The sequence below is a fragment of the Geodermatophilus sp. CPCC 205506 genome, assembly GCF_051383635.1.
In the GTDB taxonomy this organism is placed as follows: domain Bacteria; phylum Actinomycetota; class Actinomycetes; order Mycobacteriales; family Geodermatophilaceae; genus Geodermatophilus.
In genome coordinates, this window is the sequence record NZ_JALPKP010000004.1 from 89,995 (window position 1) to 104,374 (window position 14,380).

The 14,380-nt window shown below is 74.2% G+C and carries 10 protein-coding genes; 4 read left to right on the forward strand and 6 right to left on the reverse strand.

The annotated features are described in order from the left end of the window. Positions 1–31 precede the first annotated feature (31 nt). The 5 genes from MY520_RS03660 to MY520_RS03680 all read right to left on the reverse strand — a co-directional run bounded on the left by MY520_RS03660 (position 32) and on the right by MY520_RS03680 (position 5,287). On the reverse strand, positions 32–862 hold the full coding sequence (locus tag MY520_RS03660; protein WP_436690202.1) for an FAD binding domain-containing protein: 831 nt from the start codon (positions 860–862) through the stop codon (positions 32–34). Then, positions 859–1,362: a (2Fe-2S)-binding protein gene (locus MY520_RS03665; RefSeq protein ID WP_436690204.1), complete on the reverse strand. Its 504-nt coding sequence runs from the start codon at positions 1,360–1,362 to the stop codon at positions 859–861. The genes MY520_RS03660 and MY520_RS03665 overlap by 4 nt, the downstream gene beginning before the upstream one ends. After that, the gene (locus MY520_RS03670; protein WP_436690206.1) at positions 1,359–3,644 is read right to left on the reverse strand and encodes a xanthine dehydrogenase family protein molybdopterin-binding subunit; all 2,286 of its coding nucleotides are present in this window, start codon (positions 3,642–3,644) and stop codon (positions 1,359–1,361) included. The genes MY520_RS03665 and MY520_RS03670 overlap by 4 nt, the downstream gene beginning before the upstream one ends. A gap of 111 nt (positions 3,645–3,755) precedes the next feature. After that, positions 3,756–5,108: a cytochrome P450 gene (locus MY520_RS03675; RefSeq protein ID WP_436690208.1), complete on the reverse strand. Its 1,353-nt coding sequence runs from the start codon at positions 5,106–5,108 to the stop codon at positions 3,756–3,758. Positions 5,109–5,122: 14 nt separating this feature from the next. Continuing rightward, positions 5,123–5,287 carry a hypothetical protein gene (locus tag MY520_RS03680; RefSeq protein WP_436690210.1) on the reverse strand — a complete coding sequence of 55 codons (165 nt, stop codon included), beginning with the start codon at positions 5,285–5,287 and terminating at the stop codon, positions 5,123–5,125. Between the two features lie 183 nt (positions 5,288–5,470). Between MY520_RS03680 and MY520_RS03685 the strand changes: the two genes are divergently transcribed. Beyond that, positions 5,471–5,857 carry a hypothetical protein gene (locus tag MY520_RS03685; RefSeq protein WP_436690212.1) on the forward strand — a complete coding sequence of 129 codons (387 nt, stop codon included), beginning with the start codon at positions 5,471–5,473 and terminating at the stop codon, positions 5,855–5,857. A gap of 69 nt (positions 5,858–5,926) precedes the next feature. On the opposite strand, the gene hrpA is transcribed toward MY520_RS03685, so the two are convergent. Continuing rightward, positions 5,927–9,943: an ATP-dependent RNA helicase HrpA gene (gene hrpA, locus MY520_RS03690; RefSeq protein WP_436690214.1), complete on the reverse strand. Its 4,017-nt coding sequence runs from the start codon at positions 9,941–9,943 to the stop codon at positions 5,927–5,929. A gap of 211 nt (positions 9,944–10,154) precedes the next feature. On the opposite strand from hrpA, the gene MY520_RS03695 reads away from it, so the two are divergent. From MY520_RS03695 to MY520_RS03705, 3 genes are all read left to right on the forward strand, one after another. After that, positions 10,155–10,664 carry a MarR family winged helix-turn-helix transcriptional regulator gene (locus tag MY520_RS03695; RefSeq protein ID WP_436690216.1) on the forward strand — a complete coding sequence of 170 codons (510 nt, stop codon included), beginning with the start codon at positions 10,155–10,157 and terminating at the stop codon, positions 10,662–10,664. Continuing rightward, positions 10,661–12,430 (forward strand): MDR family MFS transporter, encoded by a 1,770-nt coding sequence (locus MY520_RS03700; protein ID WP_436690218.1) that lies wholly within the window; start codon positions 10,661–10,663, stop codon positions 12,428–12,430. The genes MY520_RS03695 and MY520_RS03700 overlap by 4 nt, the downstream gene beginning before the upstream one ends. 95 nt (positions 12,431–12,525) lie before the next feature. After that, positions 12,526–14,319 (forward strand): acyl-CoA dehydrogenase, encoded by a 1,794-nt coding sequence (locus MY520_RS03705; protein WP_436690219.1) that lies wholly within the window; start codon positions 12,526–12,528, stop codon positions 14,317–14,319. Positions 14,320–14,380 lie beyond the last annotated feature (61 nt).

The following is a 14,380-nucleotide window of genomic DNA, read 5'->3' on the forward strand; positions in this document are numbered from 1 at the left end:
GTGGGGCTCCCGGCGTCGGTCGTCCAGCGGTTCAGGCGGCGGCTGCGGCTCCGCCGGCCGCCTTCTCCAGCGCCCGCCGGGTGAGCAGCCGGGCGAGGTGCCGGCGGTACTCCTGGTCGGCGTGCATGTCCGCGCCCGGCGAGGTGCCCTCGTCGGCCAGCGCCGCGGCCTCCTCGACGGAGGCGCCCCGCGCGAGGGCCTCCTCCGTCGCGGTGGCCCGCACGACCGTCCCGGCCATGTTGGCCAGCGCCACCCGGCCGTCCACCGCGGCGGCGGCGACGATCGGCCAGTCGTTGGCCCGGCGGGTGAACTTCTCGTAGGCCCAGCCGGCCGACCCGGTGCGCGGCACGCGGACCTCGACGATCAGCTCGTCCTCGGCCAGCGCCGTCTCGAAGAAGCCCTGCCAGAACTCGGTCAGCGGGATGCTCCGGCGCCCGTTCGGGCCCTGCGCGACCACGGTGCCGCCCAGCGCGAGCAGCGCCGTGGGCAGGTCGGACGCCGGGTCGCTGTGCGCGACCGTGCCGCCGATCGTGCCGCGGTGGCGCACCTGCGGGTCGCCGACCTGGCTGGCGGTGTACGGCAGGATCGGCACCTCGGCCTTCGCGACCTCGTCCTTCTCCAGCTCGTGGTGCCGGGTGCCCGCGCCGATGGCCACCTCGTCGCCGTCGACCCGGACGTAGGACAGCCCCGGGATCCGGCTGATGTCGATGACCACTGCGGGCATGGCCAGCCGCAGCTTCATGATCGGCAGCAGCGAGTGCCCGCCGGCCATGACCTTGGCCTCGTCCCCGTGCTCGACGAGGGCCGCGATCGCCTCCTCGACCGACGTCGCCCGCACGTACTCGAACGGCCCCGGGATCATCGCGCGACCTCCTGCGACTGCGGCACCTGACCGGCGGCGGGGCCGGCCTGGGCAGCGGACCGGACGGCGCGGACGATGTTGTGGTAGCCGGTGCACCGGCAGAGGTTGCCCTCCAGCCCCTCACGGACCTCGCGGTCGCTGGGGTCGGGGTTGTCGGCCAGCACGCCGATCGCGGCCATGACCATGCCCGGCGTGCAGAACCCGCACTGCAGGCCGTGCTCCTCGCGGAACGCCTTCTGCATGGGGTGCAGCTCGCCGTCCGGCCCGGCCAGGCCCTCCATGGTCGTCACCGAGGCGCCCTCGGACTGCACCGCCAGCACCGTGCACGACTTGACGGTCAGGCCGTCGACGACGACGGTGCACGCCCCGCACGAGGTGGTGTCGCAGCCGATGTTGGTGGCCTTCAGCCCGCAGACGTCGCGGAGGTAGTGCGCCAGCAGCAGCCGGGGTTCCACCTCGTCCGTGCGCTGCTGGCCGTTGACGGTCATCGAGACCTTCATGCGTTGCTGCCTCCCTGCTGGGCCTGCTGGATGGCCCGCCACACCTTCATGGGCGTGGTGGGCATGTCGATGTGCCGGACGCCGAGGTGCGAGACGGCGTCGATGACGGCGTTGTGGACGGCCGGGGTGGAACCGATCGTCCCCGCCTCGCCGATCCCCTTGGCACCGAGGGGGTTGATCGGCGTGGGCGTGGCCATGTCGACCAGCTCGAAGCTGGGCAGCTCGGTCGCCGAGACGAACGGGTAGTCGGCCAGCGTCGAGGTCTGCGGGTTGCCGTCGGAGTCGTAGAGGACCTCCTCCAGCAGCGCCTGCGCCACGCCCTGGGCGAAGCCGCCGTGCCGCTGCCCCTCGGCCAGCAGCGGGTTGACGATGATGCCCGCGTCGTCGACGGCCACCAGCCGCTGCAGCTCGGCCTTGCCGGACTCGGTGTCGACCTCCACCACGGCCACGTGCGCGCCGAAGGGGAAGGTCGGGGCGGCCGCCTCGAAGCGGGTCTGGACGACCAGCGGCTCCCGCTCGGCGAGCTGGGCGAAGGTGATGCCGGTGCCCGGGGTGCCCCGCACCGCCAGGCCGGCGGAGGTGAGGTCGACCTCGAGGTCGGCCGCGTCGGCCTCCAGCTGCTCGGCGGCGCGCTGGCGGGCCAGCTCGACGAGCTCGGTCGCCGCCTGGTGCACCGCGGCACCGCCCTGCTGGAGGCTGCGCGATCCCATCGTGCCGCCGCCGCGCGGGATGCGGTCGGTGTCGCCGTGCAGCACGGTGATCTTCTCGACCGGGATGCCGAGCTGGTCACTGGCGAGCATCGCCCACGCCGTCGCGTGGCCCTGGCCGTGCGGCGAGGTGCCGGTGAGCACGGTCGCCGTCCCGTCGGCGTGCACCTCGAGCTCCGCGGACTCCGCGGCGCCCAGGCCGGTGTCGGCCCCGGTGATCTCCACGTACACCGACAGCCCGATGCCCAGCTGCTTGACGTCGCCGCTCTCCCGGCGCCGAGCCTGCTCGGCCCGCAGCTCCTGGTACCCGGCCGCCTCCAGCGCCTTGTCCAGCGCCGCGACGTACTCGCCGGAGTCGTAGGTGGCGCCCGACGCGGTCGTGTGCGGCTCGTGGAAGGACGGGATCAGGTTCTTCCGGCGAACCTCGGCCGGGTCCATCCCGATCTCGGCGGCGAACAGGTCGATCCCCCGCTCCACCGCGGCCGTCGCCTCGGGGCGGCCGGCTCCTCGGTAGGCCCCGATCGAGGTGGTGTTGGTGGCCAGCGCCCGGGCCTGCGCGTGCACCTTCGGGAAGGCGTAGACGGCCGAGGCCATCATCATCGTCAGGGTCGGCAGGACGATCCCGACCCGCGGGTAGGCGCCGCAGTCCTGGTCGACGACCAGGCCGTAGGCCTCGATGGTGCCGTCACGGCGGCCGCCGACGGTGACCACCTGGTCCTGGCCGCGGCCGTGCAGCATGCCGAGCAGGTTCTCCGAGCGGTTCTCCGTCCAGCGCACCGGGCGCCCGGACTTCTGCGCCAGCCAGGCGACGAACGCGTACTCCGGGTCGGCACCGATCTTCGCGCCGAACCCGCCGCCGACGTCCGGCGTCACCAGGTGCACCAGCGCGGGGTCGACGCCCAGCCAGCCGGCGATCTCGCCCTTGGCCTGCTGCGCGCCCTGGTTGGTGCACCAGATCGTGACCCGGCCGTCCTCGCCCCAGGCCGCGGCGGCGGCCCGGGTCTCCAGCGGCACCGGGGCCACGCGCTGGTTGACCACCGCCTGCGTGACGACGACCTCGCAGCCGTCGAAGAAGTCCGCCGGGGCCGGCTCGCCGAAGGTGGCCATCACGTTGGTGCCGGCCTCCTCGAAGAGGAGCACCTCGTCCCTGGCCGAGTCGGCCGTGGTGACCACGGCCGGCAGGGGGTCGATGTCGACCGAGACCAGCTCGGCGGCGTCCTCGCCCTGGTAGCGGTCCTCGGTGAGGACGACGGCGATGATGTCGCCGACGAACCGCACCTTGTCCGTGGCCAGCCAGGGCCGCTGCATGGCGGGCGGGACCATCGGCAGGCCGGCGGGGATCGGGGTCAGGTCCGTGCAGTCCTGGGCCGTGTAGACGGCGACGACCCCGGGCGCCTCGTGGGCGGCGGAGGCGTCGACCGACAGCAGCCGGCCGTGGGCGACCTGCGAGCGGACGAAGGTGGCGTGCAGCGCACCGGTGAGCCGGTCGTCGACCAGGTCGTCGGTGTAGGTCGCACCACGCGTCAGGAACAGCGGGTCCTCCGTGCGGACCACGCGGGTACCGAGGATGCTCATGCGCTCACTTTCCGTCGGGCGAGAGACCGCGGTCACTATCCACGGCCGGACAGGTGTCCGCCAAGCCCCTACCGTCCTGCGGAAATCGCCCAGGCCGGGCGCACGTCAGCGTCACCGCAGGGTCACCGGTAGGTGGTCGAAGCCGCGCAGCGTCTGCAGGTCCCGGCGCACCGGGCGGCCGGCCACGCGCAGGTGCGGGAAGCGCTCGGTGAGGGCCTGCAGGCCGACCACGCCCTCCAGCCGGGCCAGGCCGGCGCCGAGGCAGTAGTGGATGCCGGCGGAGAAGGCGAGGTGGTCGCGGGCGTTGGCGCGGGTGACGTCGAACCGGGCAGGGTCGGGGAAGACGTCGGGGTCCCGGTTGGCCGCTCCGAGCAGGAGGGTCACCCTGGATCCGGCCGGGAGCGCCCGCCCGGCGAGCTCGGTGTCGACCCGCACCGTCCGCCCGGTGACCTGGACCGGGCTGTCGTACCGGAGCACCTCCTCGACGGCGCCGGGCCAGCCGGCCGGGTCGGCGGCCAGGGCCCGCCACTGGTCGGGGTGGCGGTCGAGCAGGACGACGGCGTTGCCGAGCAGGTTCACCGTCGTCTCGAAGCCCGCGCCCAGCAGCAGCATGACCGTGGCGTGCAGCTCGCGGTCGCTGAGGGCGTCGTCCCCCGTGGCGGTCACCAGCCGGCTGACCAGGTCCTCGCCCGGGTCGCGGCGCAACCGGGCGAAGTGCTCGCGGAGGTAGCCGTGCAGCGCGCGCAGCGCCCGGTCGGCGGCCAGGGAGCGGCGGAACGGCAGCCCGAGGTCCAGCGTGGCCGCCGCCGCGCCGCCCCAGCGCAGGAAGTCCTCCTCGCGGTCGGCCGGGACGCCGAGCAGGCCGGCGATGACCCGCACCGGCAGCGGCTCGGCGTAGGCCGCGACGAGGTCGACCGCCTCGCCGCGGCCGGCGCGGGCCGCCAGGTCGTCGAGGAGGGCCTCGGCGGTCCGCCGGACCACCGGTTCCGCGGCCGCCGTCGCCCGCGGGGTGAACGCGCGGCTGACCAGTCGTCGGTACCGGGTGTGGTCGGGCGGGTCCACCACGAGCATGGACGGCGGTTCGGCGACGCCGGTGGCGGCCGGGTCGTTCCCGAAGTCGAGCGCCCAGCGCAGCGCCCGGGGCGCCGACGACCAGTCGAAGCCGACGCCGAAGCGGTCCGACCGCAGCACCTCCTGGGCCACCGGGTGCGACGTGGTGACCGGACCCAGGGCGCTGGACACCAGCGGGCCCCGGGCGCGCAGCTGCTCGTGCACCGCGTACGGCTCCTCGCGCAGCGCGGGGTCGCGCAGCAGCCGGGCGAGCGGGTCGCCGCGACCGGCGGCGCGGTGCAGCAGGACGGCGGGCACCCCGTGCCGGACCGCCCAGCGCGCGACGGTGCGGGCCGGCCCGAGCGCCGCGGACGGAGCGGTCCGCCGCATCCGGACCGCGGCCGGGGAGAACACCCGCACCCCTGGGGTCAGGCGTTCGGGTCGGGCGCCGCGCTCGGGTCGCCGTCCCAGTCCTTGCCCGCGGCGTCCGCGTTCTCCGAGGCGCTGTCGGTCTGCTCGGCGACGGTGGCGATCATCTCCTCGTCGGACAGACCCTCGCCCGCGCTCTCCGTGTGGCCGGTCGGCTCGCTCATGTCCTGCTCCCTCGGTCGACGTCGTCAGGGCCCTCCGCCACCTCCCCGCGAGCCCGCCCCGGCAAACGCCGTCTCGTCACCGGCGGCACGGCAACACCCCTTGCGTGCAACCCGCCTGACAGTGGATAGTGGTCAACAGAGTTGCCCACCATCGAGGTGGGTGCGGAACGGGCGGAGGCCCTGTTGACGACCGAGCTCGCCGTGCAGGACGCCGTCCCCACCGACGGCCCGGACCCGGCCGAGCAGGCCCTCGCCGACCTGCTGACCGTGCTCGACACCTGCCTCGCCGAGCTCGAGGCGGCCCGCACCCGGGCCCGGAAGCTGCTGACCGCGCGCCGCACGGGGCAGCCGTGGCTGCAGATCGTCACCGCCGAGTCCCGGCCGCTGGTCGTGGAGCAGATCAGCGCCGTGATGGCGGCGCTGGCCACCGCGGGGGGTGCATGGCGCCGCGAGCAGGCGCACGCCCTCCAGTCCGAGCAGGTGAGCATCAACCGGATCGCCGCGCTGTTCGGCGTCACCCGGCAGCGCATCTCGGCGCTGCTGCGCGAGCGCGCCCAGTCCCGCGCCTGAGCTGAGGCATAGGAACCAATACCCACGTTCTGGCGCCCAGGACGTAGGTGAAGCTTCCTTTGCCTCGCTTCAGGCAGTGAGCGCGTCGATCGCCTTGTACACGCGCTGCTCGGAGATGGCCCGCGGCGTGCCGATGGCCTGGGCGAACAGCCCGACCCGGAGCTCCTCGACCATCCAACGCACCCGCGCCACCGGGTCGTCGGGCGCGCCGGTCGACGGCACCTGGCCGCGCAGCTGCTCGTACTCGGCGGTGACCGCGGCGACCTGGGCCATCCACAGCTCGTCGCGCACCGCGTTGGCCGGCAGCTTCTCCAGCCGGTACGCCATCGCCTTCAGATAGCGCACGAGGTCCGGCAGCCGACGGCGTCCCGCGGCGGCCACGAAGCCGCGGTGCAGGAGGCCGCCCATCTGGCGGCGCAGGTCGGCGATCGCTGCCTCCGGCACCCGCCGACCGGGAGCCGCACCGATCGCCACGGCCACCTCGCGCGCCTGGGTGAGCACGGCCTCCACCCGGCGCGCGGTGTCCGCGGTGAGCGGCAGCAGCTGGCTCCGGGCGGTCTCGACCAGCGCGGCGAAGGCCGCCTCGTCCCGGGGCGGGCCACCGGCGGCGGCGAGCAGCTCGTCGGCGGCCGCGTCGACGCAGTCGTCGACCAGGGCCGGGATCTCGCCGTCCGGGTTGAACTGGAGGGCCAGCCGGCTGCGGGGCGACAGCGACTTCACCACCTGCCGGCCCGGGGAGCCGGCGATCAGCACCAGCAGCCGGCGCGCGCCGCGCCAGGTCAGCCGGGTGGCCTCCACCTCGGTGGCCACCACCCGGATCCCCACCGTGGCGCCCTCGTCGACCAGCGCCGGGAAGGCGGGAACGACGTGCCCGCCGCGGCGGACCTCGACGGTGCGCGGCAGGGTGCCGAACGTCCACGCGGTCAGCCCGGTGCGCTCGACGTCCGACGCCGCCGCGGCCAGGCTGGCCCGGCTCTGCGGGGCGACCTCGCGGCGCAGCGCCTGGAGGTCCTTGCCGGTGGCCAGCGGCCGGTGCCGGTCGTCGACGACCCGGAACGTGGCCCGCAGGTGGTCGGGCACCTGGTCCGGCGACCACGCGTCGTGCGGGATCGTCACCGCGGCCGACCGGCGCAGCTCGCGTTCGAGCGCGGGCAGCAGGGGTTCGGTCGGCGCGATCCGCGGCAGCACCTCCCGGACCCGGTCCGGGATCGGCACGAGCGCCCGGCGCAGCTGCTTGGGCAGGGTGCGCAGCAGCGCCGTGACCAGCTCCTCCTGCAGTCCGGGGACGGTGAAGGCGAGCGACTCCCCCGACGTCCGCTCGGCGACGGCGTCGAGCACGGCCAGGGGGACGTCGACGGTGACGCCGTCCTGGGGGGTGCCCGGCGCGAACGCGTAGGACAGCGGCAGGGTGAGCCCGTGGGCGAGCGGCACCTCGTCCGGGAAGTCCTCCGCCCGCACCTGCCCGGCCGCCGCGGCGTTCGTGAGCATCTCGGGGGTGAAGGTGAGCAGGTCGGGCGTCGCCCGGCGCGCGGCCTTCCACCACTTGTCGAAGTGCCGGGTGGAGACGACGTCGGCCGGGATGCGCTCGTCGTAGAGCTCGAACAGCGTCTCGTCGTCCACCTGGATGTCGCGGCGGCGGGCCCGCTCTTCGAGGTCGGCGACCCTCTTGATCGCCTTCTGGTTGTCGGTCCAGAACCGGTGGTGCGTCGTCCACTCCCCCTGCACGAGCGCGTGCCGGATGAACAGCTCGCGGGAGACGACCGGGTCGATCGAGCCGTACTGCACGCGCCGGCCGACGACCAGCGGGATGCCGTACAGAGTGACCCGCTCGGTGGCCACGACCGAGCCGCGCTTGGCGTCCCAGCGCGGTTCGGAGTGCTGCTTCTTCACCAGGTGGGCGGCCAGCCGCTCGACGACCTCGGGGTCGATGCGGGCCACGGTGCGCGCGAACAGCCGGCTGGTCTCGACCAGCTCGGCGGCCACCACCCAGCGCGGCGGCTTCCTGGCCAGCGGCGTCCCCGGCGCGATCACGAAGCGGGCGTTGCGGGCGCCGAGGTACTCCCGGCCGCGGCCGCGGGTGTTCTTGGTGTCCTCCACCTGGAGCCCGACGTGCGACAGCAGCCCGGCCAGCAGCGCGGTGTGGATGCCGCGCTCGTCCGGTTCGGCGGCGAGCTCGCCGACCTGCATGCCCAGGCGCCGGGCGGTGCTGCGCAGCTGGCCGTAGAGGTCCTGCCACTCGCGGATGCGGAGGTAGTGGAGGAACTCCCGCTTGATCGTGCGACGGAACTGGCTGCCCGACAGCGCCTCCTGCTGCTCGCCGAGGTACCGCCAGAGGTTGAGCAGCGCCAGGAAGTCGGAGTTCTCGTCGGCGAAGCGGGCGTGCGACTGGTCGGCGGCCTGCTGGTGCTCGGTGGGCCGCTCGCGGGGGTCCTGGATGGTCAGCCCGGCGGCGATGACCAGGACCTCCTCGAGGACGCCCCGCCGGTCGGCCTCGACCACCATGCGGGCCATCCGCGGGTCCAGCGGCAGCGCGGCCAGCGAGCGGCCGGTCGGGGTCAGCCGGCCGTCCCCCTCGAGGGCGCCGAGCTCCTCGAGCAGGGCCACGCCGTCGGCGACGGCGCGGCGGTCCGGCGGGTCGATGAACGGGAAGTCGGCGACGTCGCCGAGGTCCATCGCGGCCATCTGCAGCAGCACCGAGGCCAGGCTGGTGCGCAGGATCTCCGGGTCGGTGTACTCCGGCCGGCCCTCGAAGTCCTCCTCGGTGTAGAGGCGGATGGCGATGCCGTCGGAGGTGCGCCCGCACCGGCCCGAGCGCTGGCGCGCCGAGGCCTGGCTGATCGGCTCGATGGGCAGCCGCTGCACCTTCAGCCGTGCGCTGTACCGGGAGATCCGCGCCGTGCCGGGATCGACGACGTAGCGGATGCCGGGAACGGTCAGGGAGGTCTCGGCGACGTTGGTGGCCAGCACGACCCGGCGTCCGGTGTGCGGCGCGAACACCCGGTGCTGGTCGGCGGCGGACAGCCGCGAGTAGAGCGGCACGACCTCGACCGACGGGAAGCGCTCGGTGAGGACGTCGGCGGTGTCGCGGATCTCCCGCTCGCCGGCGAGGAACACCAGCACGTCGCCGGGGCCCTCGGCGACCAGCTCGTCGACGGCGTCGGCGATCGCGCTGACCTGGTCGCGGTCGGGGTCGGCGGCCGGGTCGCCGTCGGGGGCGTCGGGGTCGACGACCGGCCGGTAGCGGACCTCGACCGGATAGGTGCGCCCGCTGACCTCGACGACCGGCACCTCGGCGCCGCCCGAGGCTCCGGAGGGGCCATCGTGGCCACTTCGGCCCTCCAGGCCGGTGCTCTTCCCCTGTTCGCCGAGTCCTGCGAAGTGTTTCGCGATCCGCTCGACGTCGATCGTCGCCGAGGTGATGATCAGCTTGAGGTCCGGCCGACGGGGCAGGAGCTGGGCCAGGTAGCCGAGCAGGAAGTCGATGTTGAGGCTGCGCTCGTGCGCCTCGTCGATGATCAGCGTGTCGTACTGGCGCAGCAGCCGGTCGCGGCCGATCTCGGCCAGCAGGACGCCGTCGGTCATGACCTTGACCAGCGTGGTGTCGCTGACCTGGTCGGTGAAGCGCACCTTCCAGCCGACGACGTCGCCCAGCGGGCGGTCCAGCTCCTCGGCGATCCGCTCGGCGACGGTGCGCGCGGCGATCCGCCGCGGCTGGGTGTGCCCGATCCGCCCGCGCACGCCACGGCCGAGCTCGAGGGCGATCTTGGGCAGCTGGGTGGTCTTGCCCGACCCGGTCTCGCCGGCGACGACGACCACCTGGGACTCGCGCAGGGCCGCGGCGATGTCCTCCCGCCGCGCACTGACCGGCAGCTCGGCGGGGTAGGTGACCGGCGGGACGGCGGCACGCCGGCGGGCGATCCGCTCCTCGGCGGCCGTCACGTCGGCGGCGATCCGGGCCCGCTGCCGCGCCCGCGCCTCGGCGTCCTGCGTCCGGCGGGTGCCGTCCAGGCGGCGGCGCAGGCGGTGCTCGTCCTCGAGGGTGAGCCCGGCCAGCCTCGTCCGCAGGTCGTCGGGCGGGGTGCTCACGGTCGGGCTCCTAGATCGGGGGGCCGCCGGGGACGTCGGCGGTGTGTGGGGGGTGGGCGCCGCGGCGGCGGGTACCGGTGTCCAGGATCCCACCGCCCGGGGGCCCGGGCGCGTGGCGGACCTCACCTGCTTGCACAGCGCACCTGGATGCGTGTAGCTGACAACAGCTTGTACCGTGCACCTGTTCCTTCGTCCCGCCTCCGGAGTCCCCGTGCCCCCCACCCCCCGCCCCCGAGCCGCGGTCGAGCCCGACCGGGTGGCCGAACTGCGCACGCTGGGTGAGCAGGTCCCCCGCTTCATGCGTCTCGTGCACGCCCTGAAGAACAGCCAGGCGGGCGAGGGCCGCGACCGGGCCGCGCTCGTCCTGCTCTACCCGCTGGTCCAGCTCGGCCCGCTGCGCCAGGGCGCGCTCGCCGAGCGCGTGCACGCCGATCCCTCCACCGTCAGCCGGCACGTCGGCGTCCTCATCGAGCAGGGCCTCGTCCACCGGGTCGCCGACGAGACCGACGGCCGGGCCAGCCGGCTGGTCGTCACCGACGCCGGCCGGGCGGCGCTGGACCAGATGCGGGCCGAGCGGGAGGCCCTCCTCGCGCGGGTCACGTCCGGCTGGGACACCGCCGACCTCGCCACCCTCACCAGCCTGTTCGGTCGCCTCGTCGACGACCTCGCCACCGTCCTGCCCGCCGACCAGGCCGCAGCCTCACCGAGAGAGACCCCATGAGCCAGAGCACCCGAGCCAGCTCGGCCGAGCGCAGGGACGCCCGCGCGGCGGCCTCCGCGCCCGGCGAGGACGGCACCTTCACCCACCGGCAGATCGTCACGATCCTGGCCGGGCTGATGGTCGCGATGTTCCTCGCCGCCCTCGACCAGACGGTCGTGTCGACCGCGATCCGCACCATCGCCGACGACCTGCAGGGATACGACCTGCAGGCGTGGGCGACCACCTCCTTCCTCATCACCTCGACGATCGCCACGCCGCTGTACGGGAAGCTGTCCGACATCTACGGCCGGCGGCCGTTCTACCTGTTCGCGATCGGCGTCTTCGTCGTCGGCTCGGTGCTCTGCGGCCTCGCCGACTCGATGTACCAGCTCGCCGCCTTCCGGGCGATCCAGGGCGTCGGCGCCGGCGGCCTCATGGCGCTGGCGCTGGCGATCATCGGCGACATCGTGCCGCCGCGTGAGCGCTCGCGGTACCAGGGCTACTTCATGGCCGTCTGGGGCACCTCCAGCGTGCTCGGCCCGGTCATCGGCGGCTTCCTCGCCGGGCAGTCCTCGCTGCTGGGGATCACCGGCTGGCGCTGGATCTTCTACATCAACGTGCCGCTCGGCATCCTGGCCTTCCTCACCGTCTTCCGGGTGCTGCACCTGCCGCACGAGCGCCGGGACCACCGGATCGACTGGCCCGGCGCCCTCGCGCTGATCACCTTCCTGGTGCCGCTGCTGATCGTCGCCGAGCAGGGCCGGATCTGGGGCTGGACGTCGGGCGGCGCCCTCACCTGCTACGCCATCGGCGTCATAGGGTTCGTCCTCTTCGTGCTCGCCGAGCGGGCGTACGGGGACGAGGCACTGCTCCCGCTGCGACTGTTCCGCAACCGCAGCTTCACCGTCAGCGGCATCGGCAGCATCGTGATGGGCGCCGGCATGTTCGGCGGCCTCCTGCTGCTCCCCCAGTACCTGCAGATCGTGCACGGCTCGAGCGCCACCGTGGCCGGTCTGCAGATGCTGCCCCTCGTGGCCGGCATCATGGTCGGGGCGATGGGCTCGGGCGCCGCCATCTCGAAGACCGGCCGGTACAAGCTGTTCCCGCTGGTCGGCATCGTGCTCATGACCGGTGCCCTGCTCGCGATGTCCGCCCTGGTCGAGGCGGAGACGTCGATCTGGGTGCTCGTCCCCTTCATGGCCCTCATGGGCCTCGGGCTGGGCTTCAACTTCCAGCCGGTCATCCTCGCCGTCCAGAACGCCGTCTCGCCGCGGGAGATGGGCGTGGCCACCTCCTCGGTGACCTTCTTCCGGCAGATGGGCGGCACGATCGGCACCGCCGCCTTCCTGTCGGTGCTGTTCACCCGGCTGCCGTCGGACATCGAGACGGCAGTGGGGGACGCCGTCGCGGCGAACCCCGAGCTGGGGCCGCAGTTCCAGCAGCTGGGCGGCGCGGGGAGCGACCTGTCGGACACCTCGTTCATCCAGGAGCTGCCCGACGCGCTGGCCCTGCCGTTCAAGGTGGGCTTCTCGACGACGATCGACCTGGTGTTCCTCATCGCCGCGTGCGTGGTGGCGGTCGGGTTCTTCGTGTTCCTGTTCCTGCCCGAGCTGCCGCTGTCGAACAAGTCCGGCATCCAGGCCCGGCAGGAGGCGGCCGCCCAGACCGCCGGGCAGCCGTCGGCGGACGATCCGGCGGAGGAGGCCACCCAGGCGGTGGGCGCCGCGGCGCCGACGTCCACCCCGCCCCCGGTCGGCCGGCCCGGGGACGCCGGTACCCGCGGCTGACCCACCCGCCAGCGATCATGGCGTCGTGACCACCCGGCCCGGCCGCCCGAGGTCACGGCGCCATGATCGCGGCCGAGACGTCCCGGAGGCCCGTCGTGCGCTCGTCCCTCGTCCTGTCCCGCCGCGACCTGGACTTCCTGCTGCACGAGTGGCTCGGTGTCGAGGAGCTGGTCGAGCGGCCGCGCTACGCCGAGCACTCGCGGGACACCTTCGACGCGGTGCTCGAGCTGGCCGAGGAGATCGCCACCGAGCACTTCGCCCCGCACAACCGCGCCGCCGACGAGCACGAGCCGCGGATGGTCGACGGCCGCGTCGAACTGGTGCCCGAGGTCGGCCGGGCGCTGCGGGTGTTCGCGGACGCGGGGCTGATCGCCGGCACCTTCGACGAGGAGCTGGGCGGCATGCAGCTGCCGCACGCCGTCGCGCAGGCGGCGATGGCCTGGTTCCAGGCGGCCAACGTGGGCACCTCGGCCTACCCGTTCCTCACCATGGCCAACGCCCGGCTGCTGGTCGCGCACGGCAGCCGCGAGCAGGTCGACACCTACGTCCGGCCGATGCTCGAGGGGCGCTGGTTCGGGACGATGGCGCTCTCGGAGCCGCAGGCCGGCTCCTCGCTGGCCGACATCACCACCCGCGCCGAGCCGCAGGACGACGGCACCCACCGGCTGACCGGCACCAAGATGTGGATCTCCGCCGGCGACCACGAGCTGAGCGAGAACATCGTCCACCTGGTGCTCGCCAAGGTCCCCGGCGGCCCGCCCGGGGTGAAGGGCATCTCGCTGTTCGTCGTCCCCAAGGTCCTTGTGCGGGACGACGGCTCGCTCGGGGAGCGCAACGACGTCGTCCTGACCGGGCTCAACCACAAGATGGGCTACCGGGGGACGACGAACACCCTGCTCACCTTCGGCGAGGGCGCGCACACGCCCGGCGGGCGGGCCGGGGCAGTGGGGTTCCTCGTGGGCGAGGAGCACCGGGGCCTCACCTACATGTTCCACATGATGAACGAGGCGCGGATCGGCGTCGGCGCGGGCGCGGCGGCGCTCGGCTACACCGGTTACCTGCACGCGCTGGAGTACGCCCGCACCCGCACCCAGGGCCGGCCGCCCACCGACCGCGACCCGGGCACCCCGCCGGTGCGGATCGTCGAGCACACCGACGTCCGGCGGATGCTGCTGGCGGCGAAGTCCTACGCCGAGGGCGGCCTGGCCCTGGCGCTGTACTGCGCCCGGCTGGTCGACGAGGAGCTGACGGCCGGGTCGTCGACCGACCGCGCGCGGGCGCACCTGCTGCTGGAGGTGCTGACGCCGATCGCGAAGTCCTGGCCCTCGCAGTGGGGGCCGGTCGCCGACGACCTGGCCATCCAGGTGCTCGGCGGCGCCGGCTACACGCGGGACCACCCCGTCGAGCAGTTCTACCGGGACAACCGGCTGAACCCGATCCACGAGGGGACGGCCGGCATCCAGGGGCTGGACCTGCTCGGCCGCAAGGTGGTCATGGAGGGTGGGGCGGGGCTGGCGCTGCTCGCGGAGACGATCACCGCGACGACGGCCCGGGCGGCCGGCACCGAGTGGGTCGGCCTCGCCGCCGACCTCGACGCCACGGTGGCGCGGCTGGGCGCGGTCACCGCCACGCTGTGGAGCGCCGGTGACCCCGCCGTGACCCTGGCCAACGCCACCGCCTACCTCGAGGCGGCCGGGCACGTCGTCGTCGCCTGGCTGTGGCTGGAGCAGGCCCTGGCGACCGGCGCACAGACCAGCGCCTTCCACCAGGGCAAGCGCGCCGCTGCCCGGTACTTCCACCGCTACGAGCTGCCGAAGGTGCACACCCAGCTGGACCTGCTGGAGTCGCTGGACCGCACCGTCCTCGACACCCCGGAGACCTGGCTGTGAGAGGGCCCCCGTGCCCCCCGCCCCTCGCAGCCCCGGGGCGGGCCCCTGCAAGGGGGCCGTC

Bases quoted from the DNA above. Each gene is read 5' to 3' on its own strand.
- MY520_RS03660 (WP_436690202.1), bottom strand. From the start codon at position 862: ATGATCCCGGGGCCGTTCGAGTACGTGCGGGCGACGTCGGTCGAGGAG.
- MY520_RS03680 (WP_436690210.1), bottom strand. From the start codon at position 5,287: ATGAGCGAGCCGACCGGCCACACGGAGAGCGCGGGCGAGGGTCTGTCC.
- MY520_RS03665 (WP_436690204.1), bottom strand. From the start codon at position 1,362: ATGAAGGTCTCGATGACCGTCAACGGCCAGCAGCGCACGGACGAGGTG.
- MY520_RS03700 (WP_436690218.1), top strand. From the start codon at position 10,661: ATGAGCCAGAGCACCCGAGCCAGCTCGGCCGAGCGCAGGGACGCCCGC.
- MY520_RS03670 (WP_436690206.1), bottom strand. From the start codon at position 3,644: ATGAGCATCCTCGGTACCCGCGTGGTCCGCACGGAGGACCCGCTGTTC.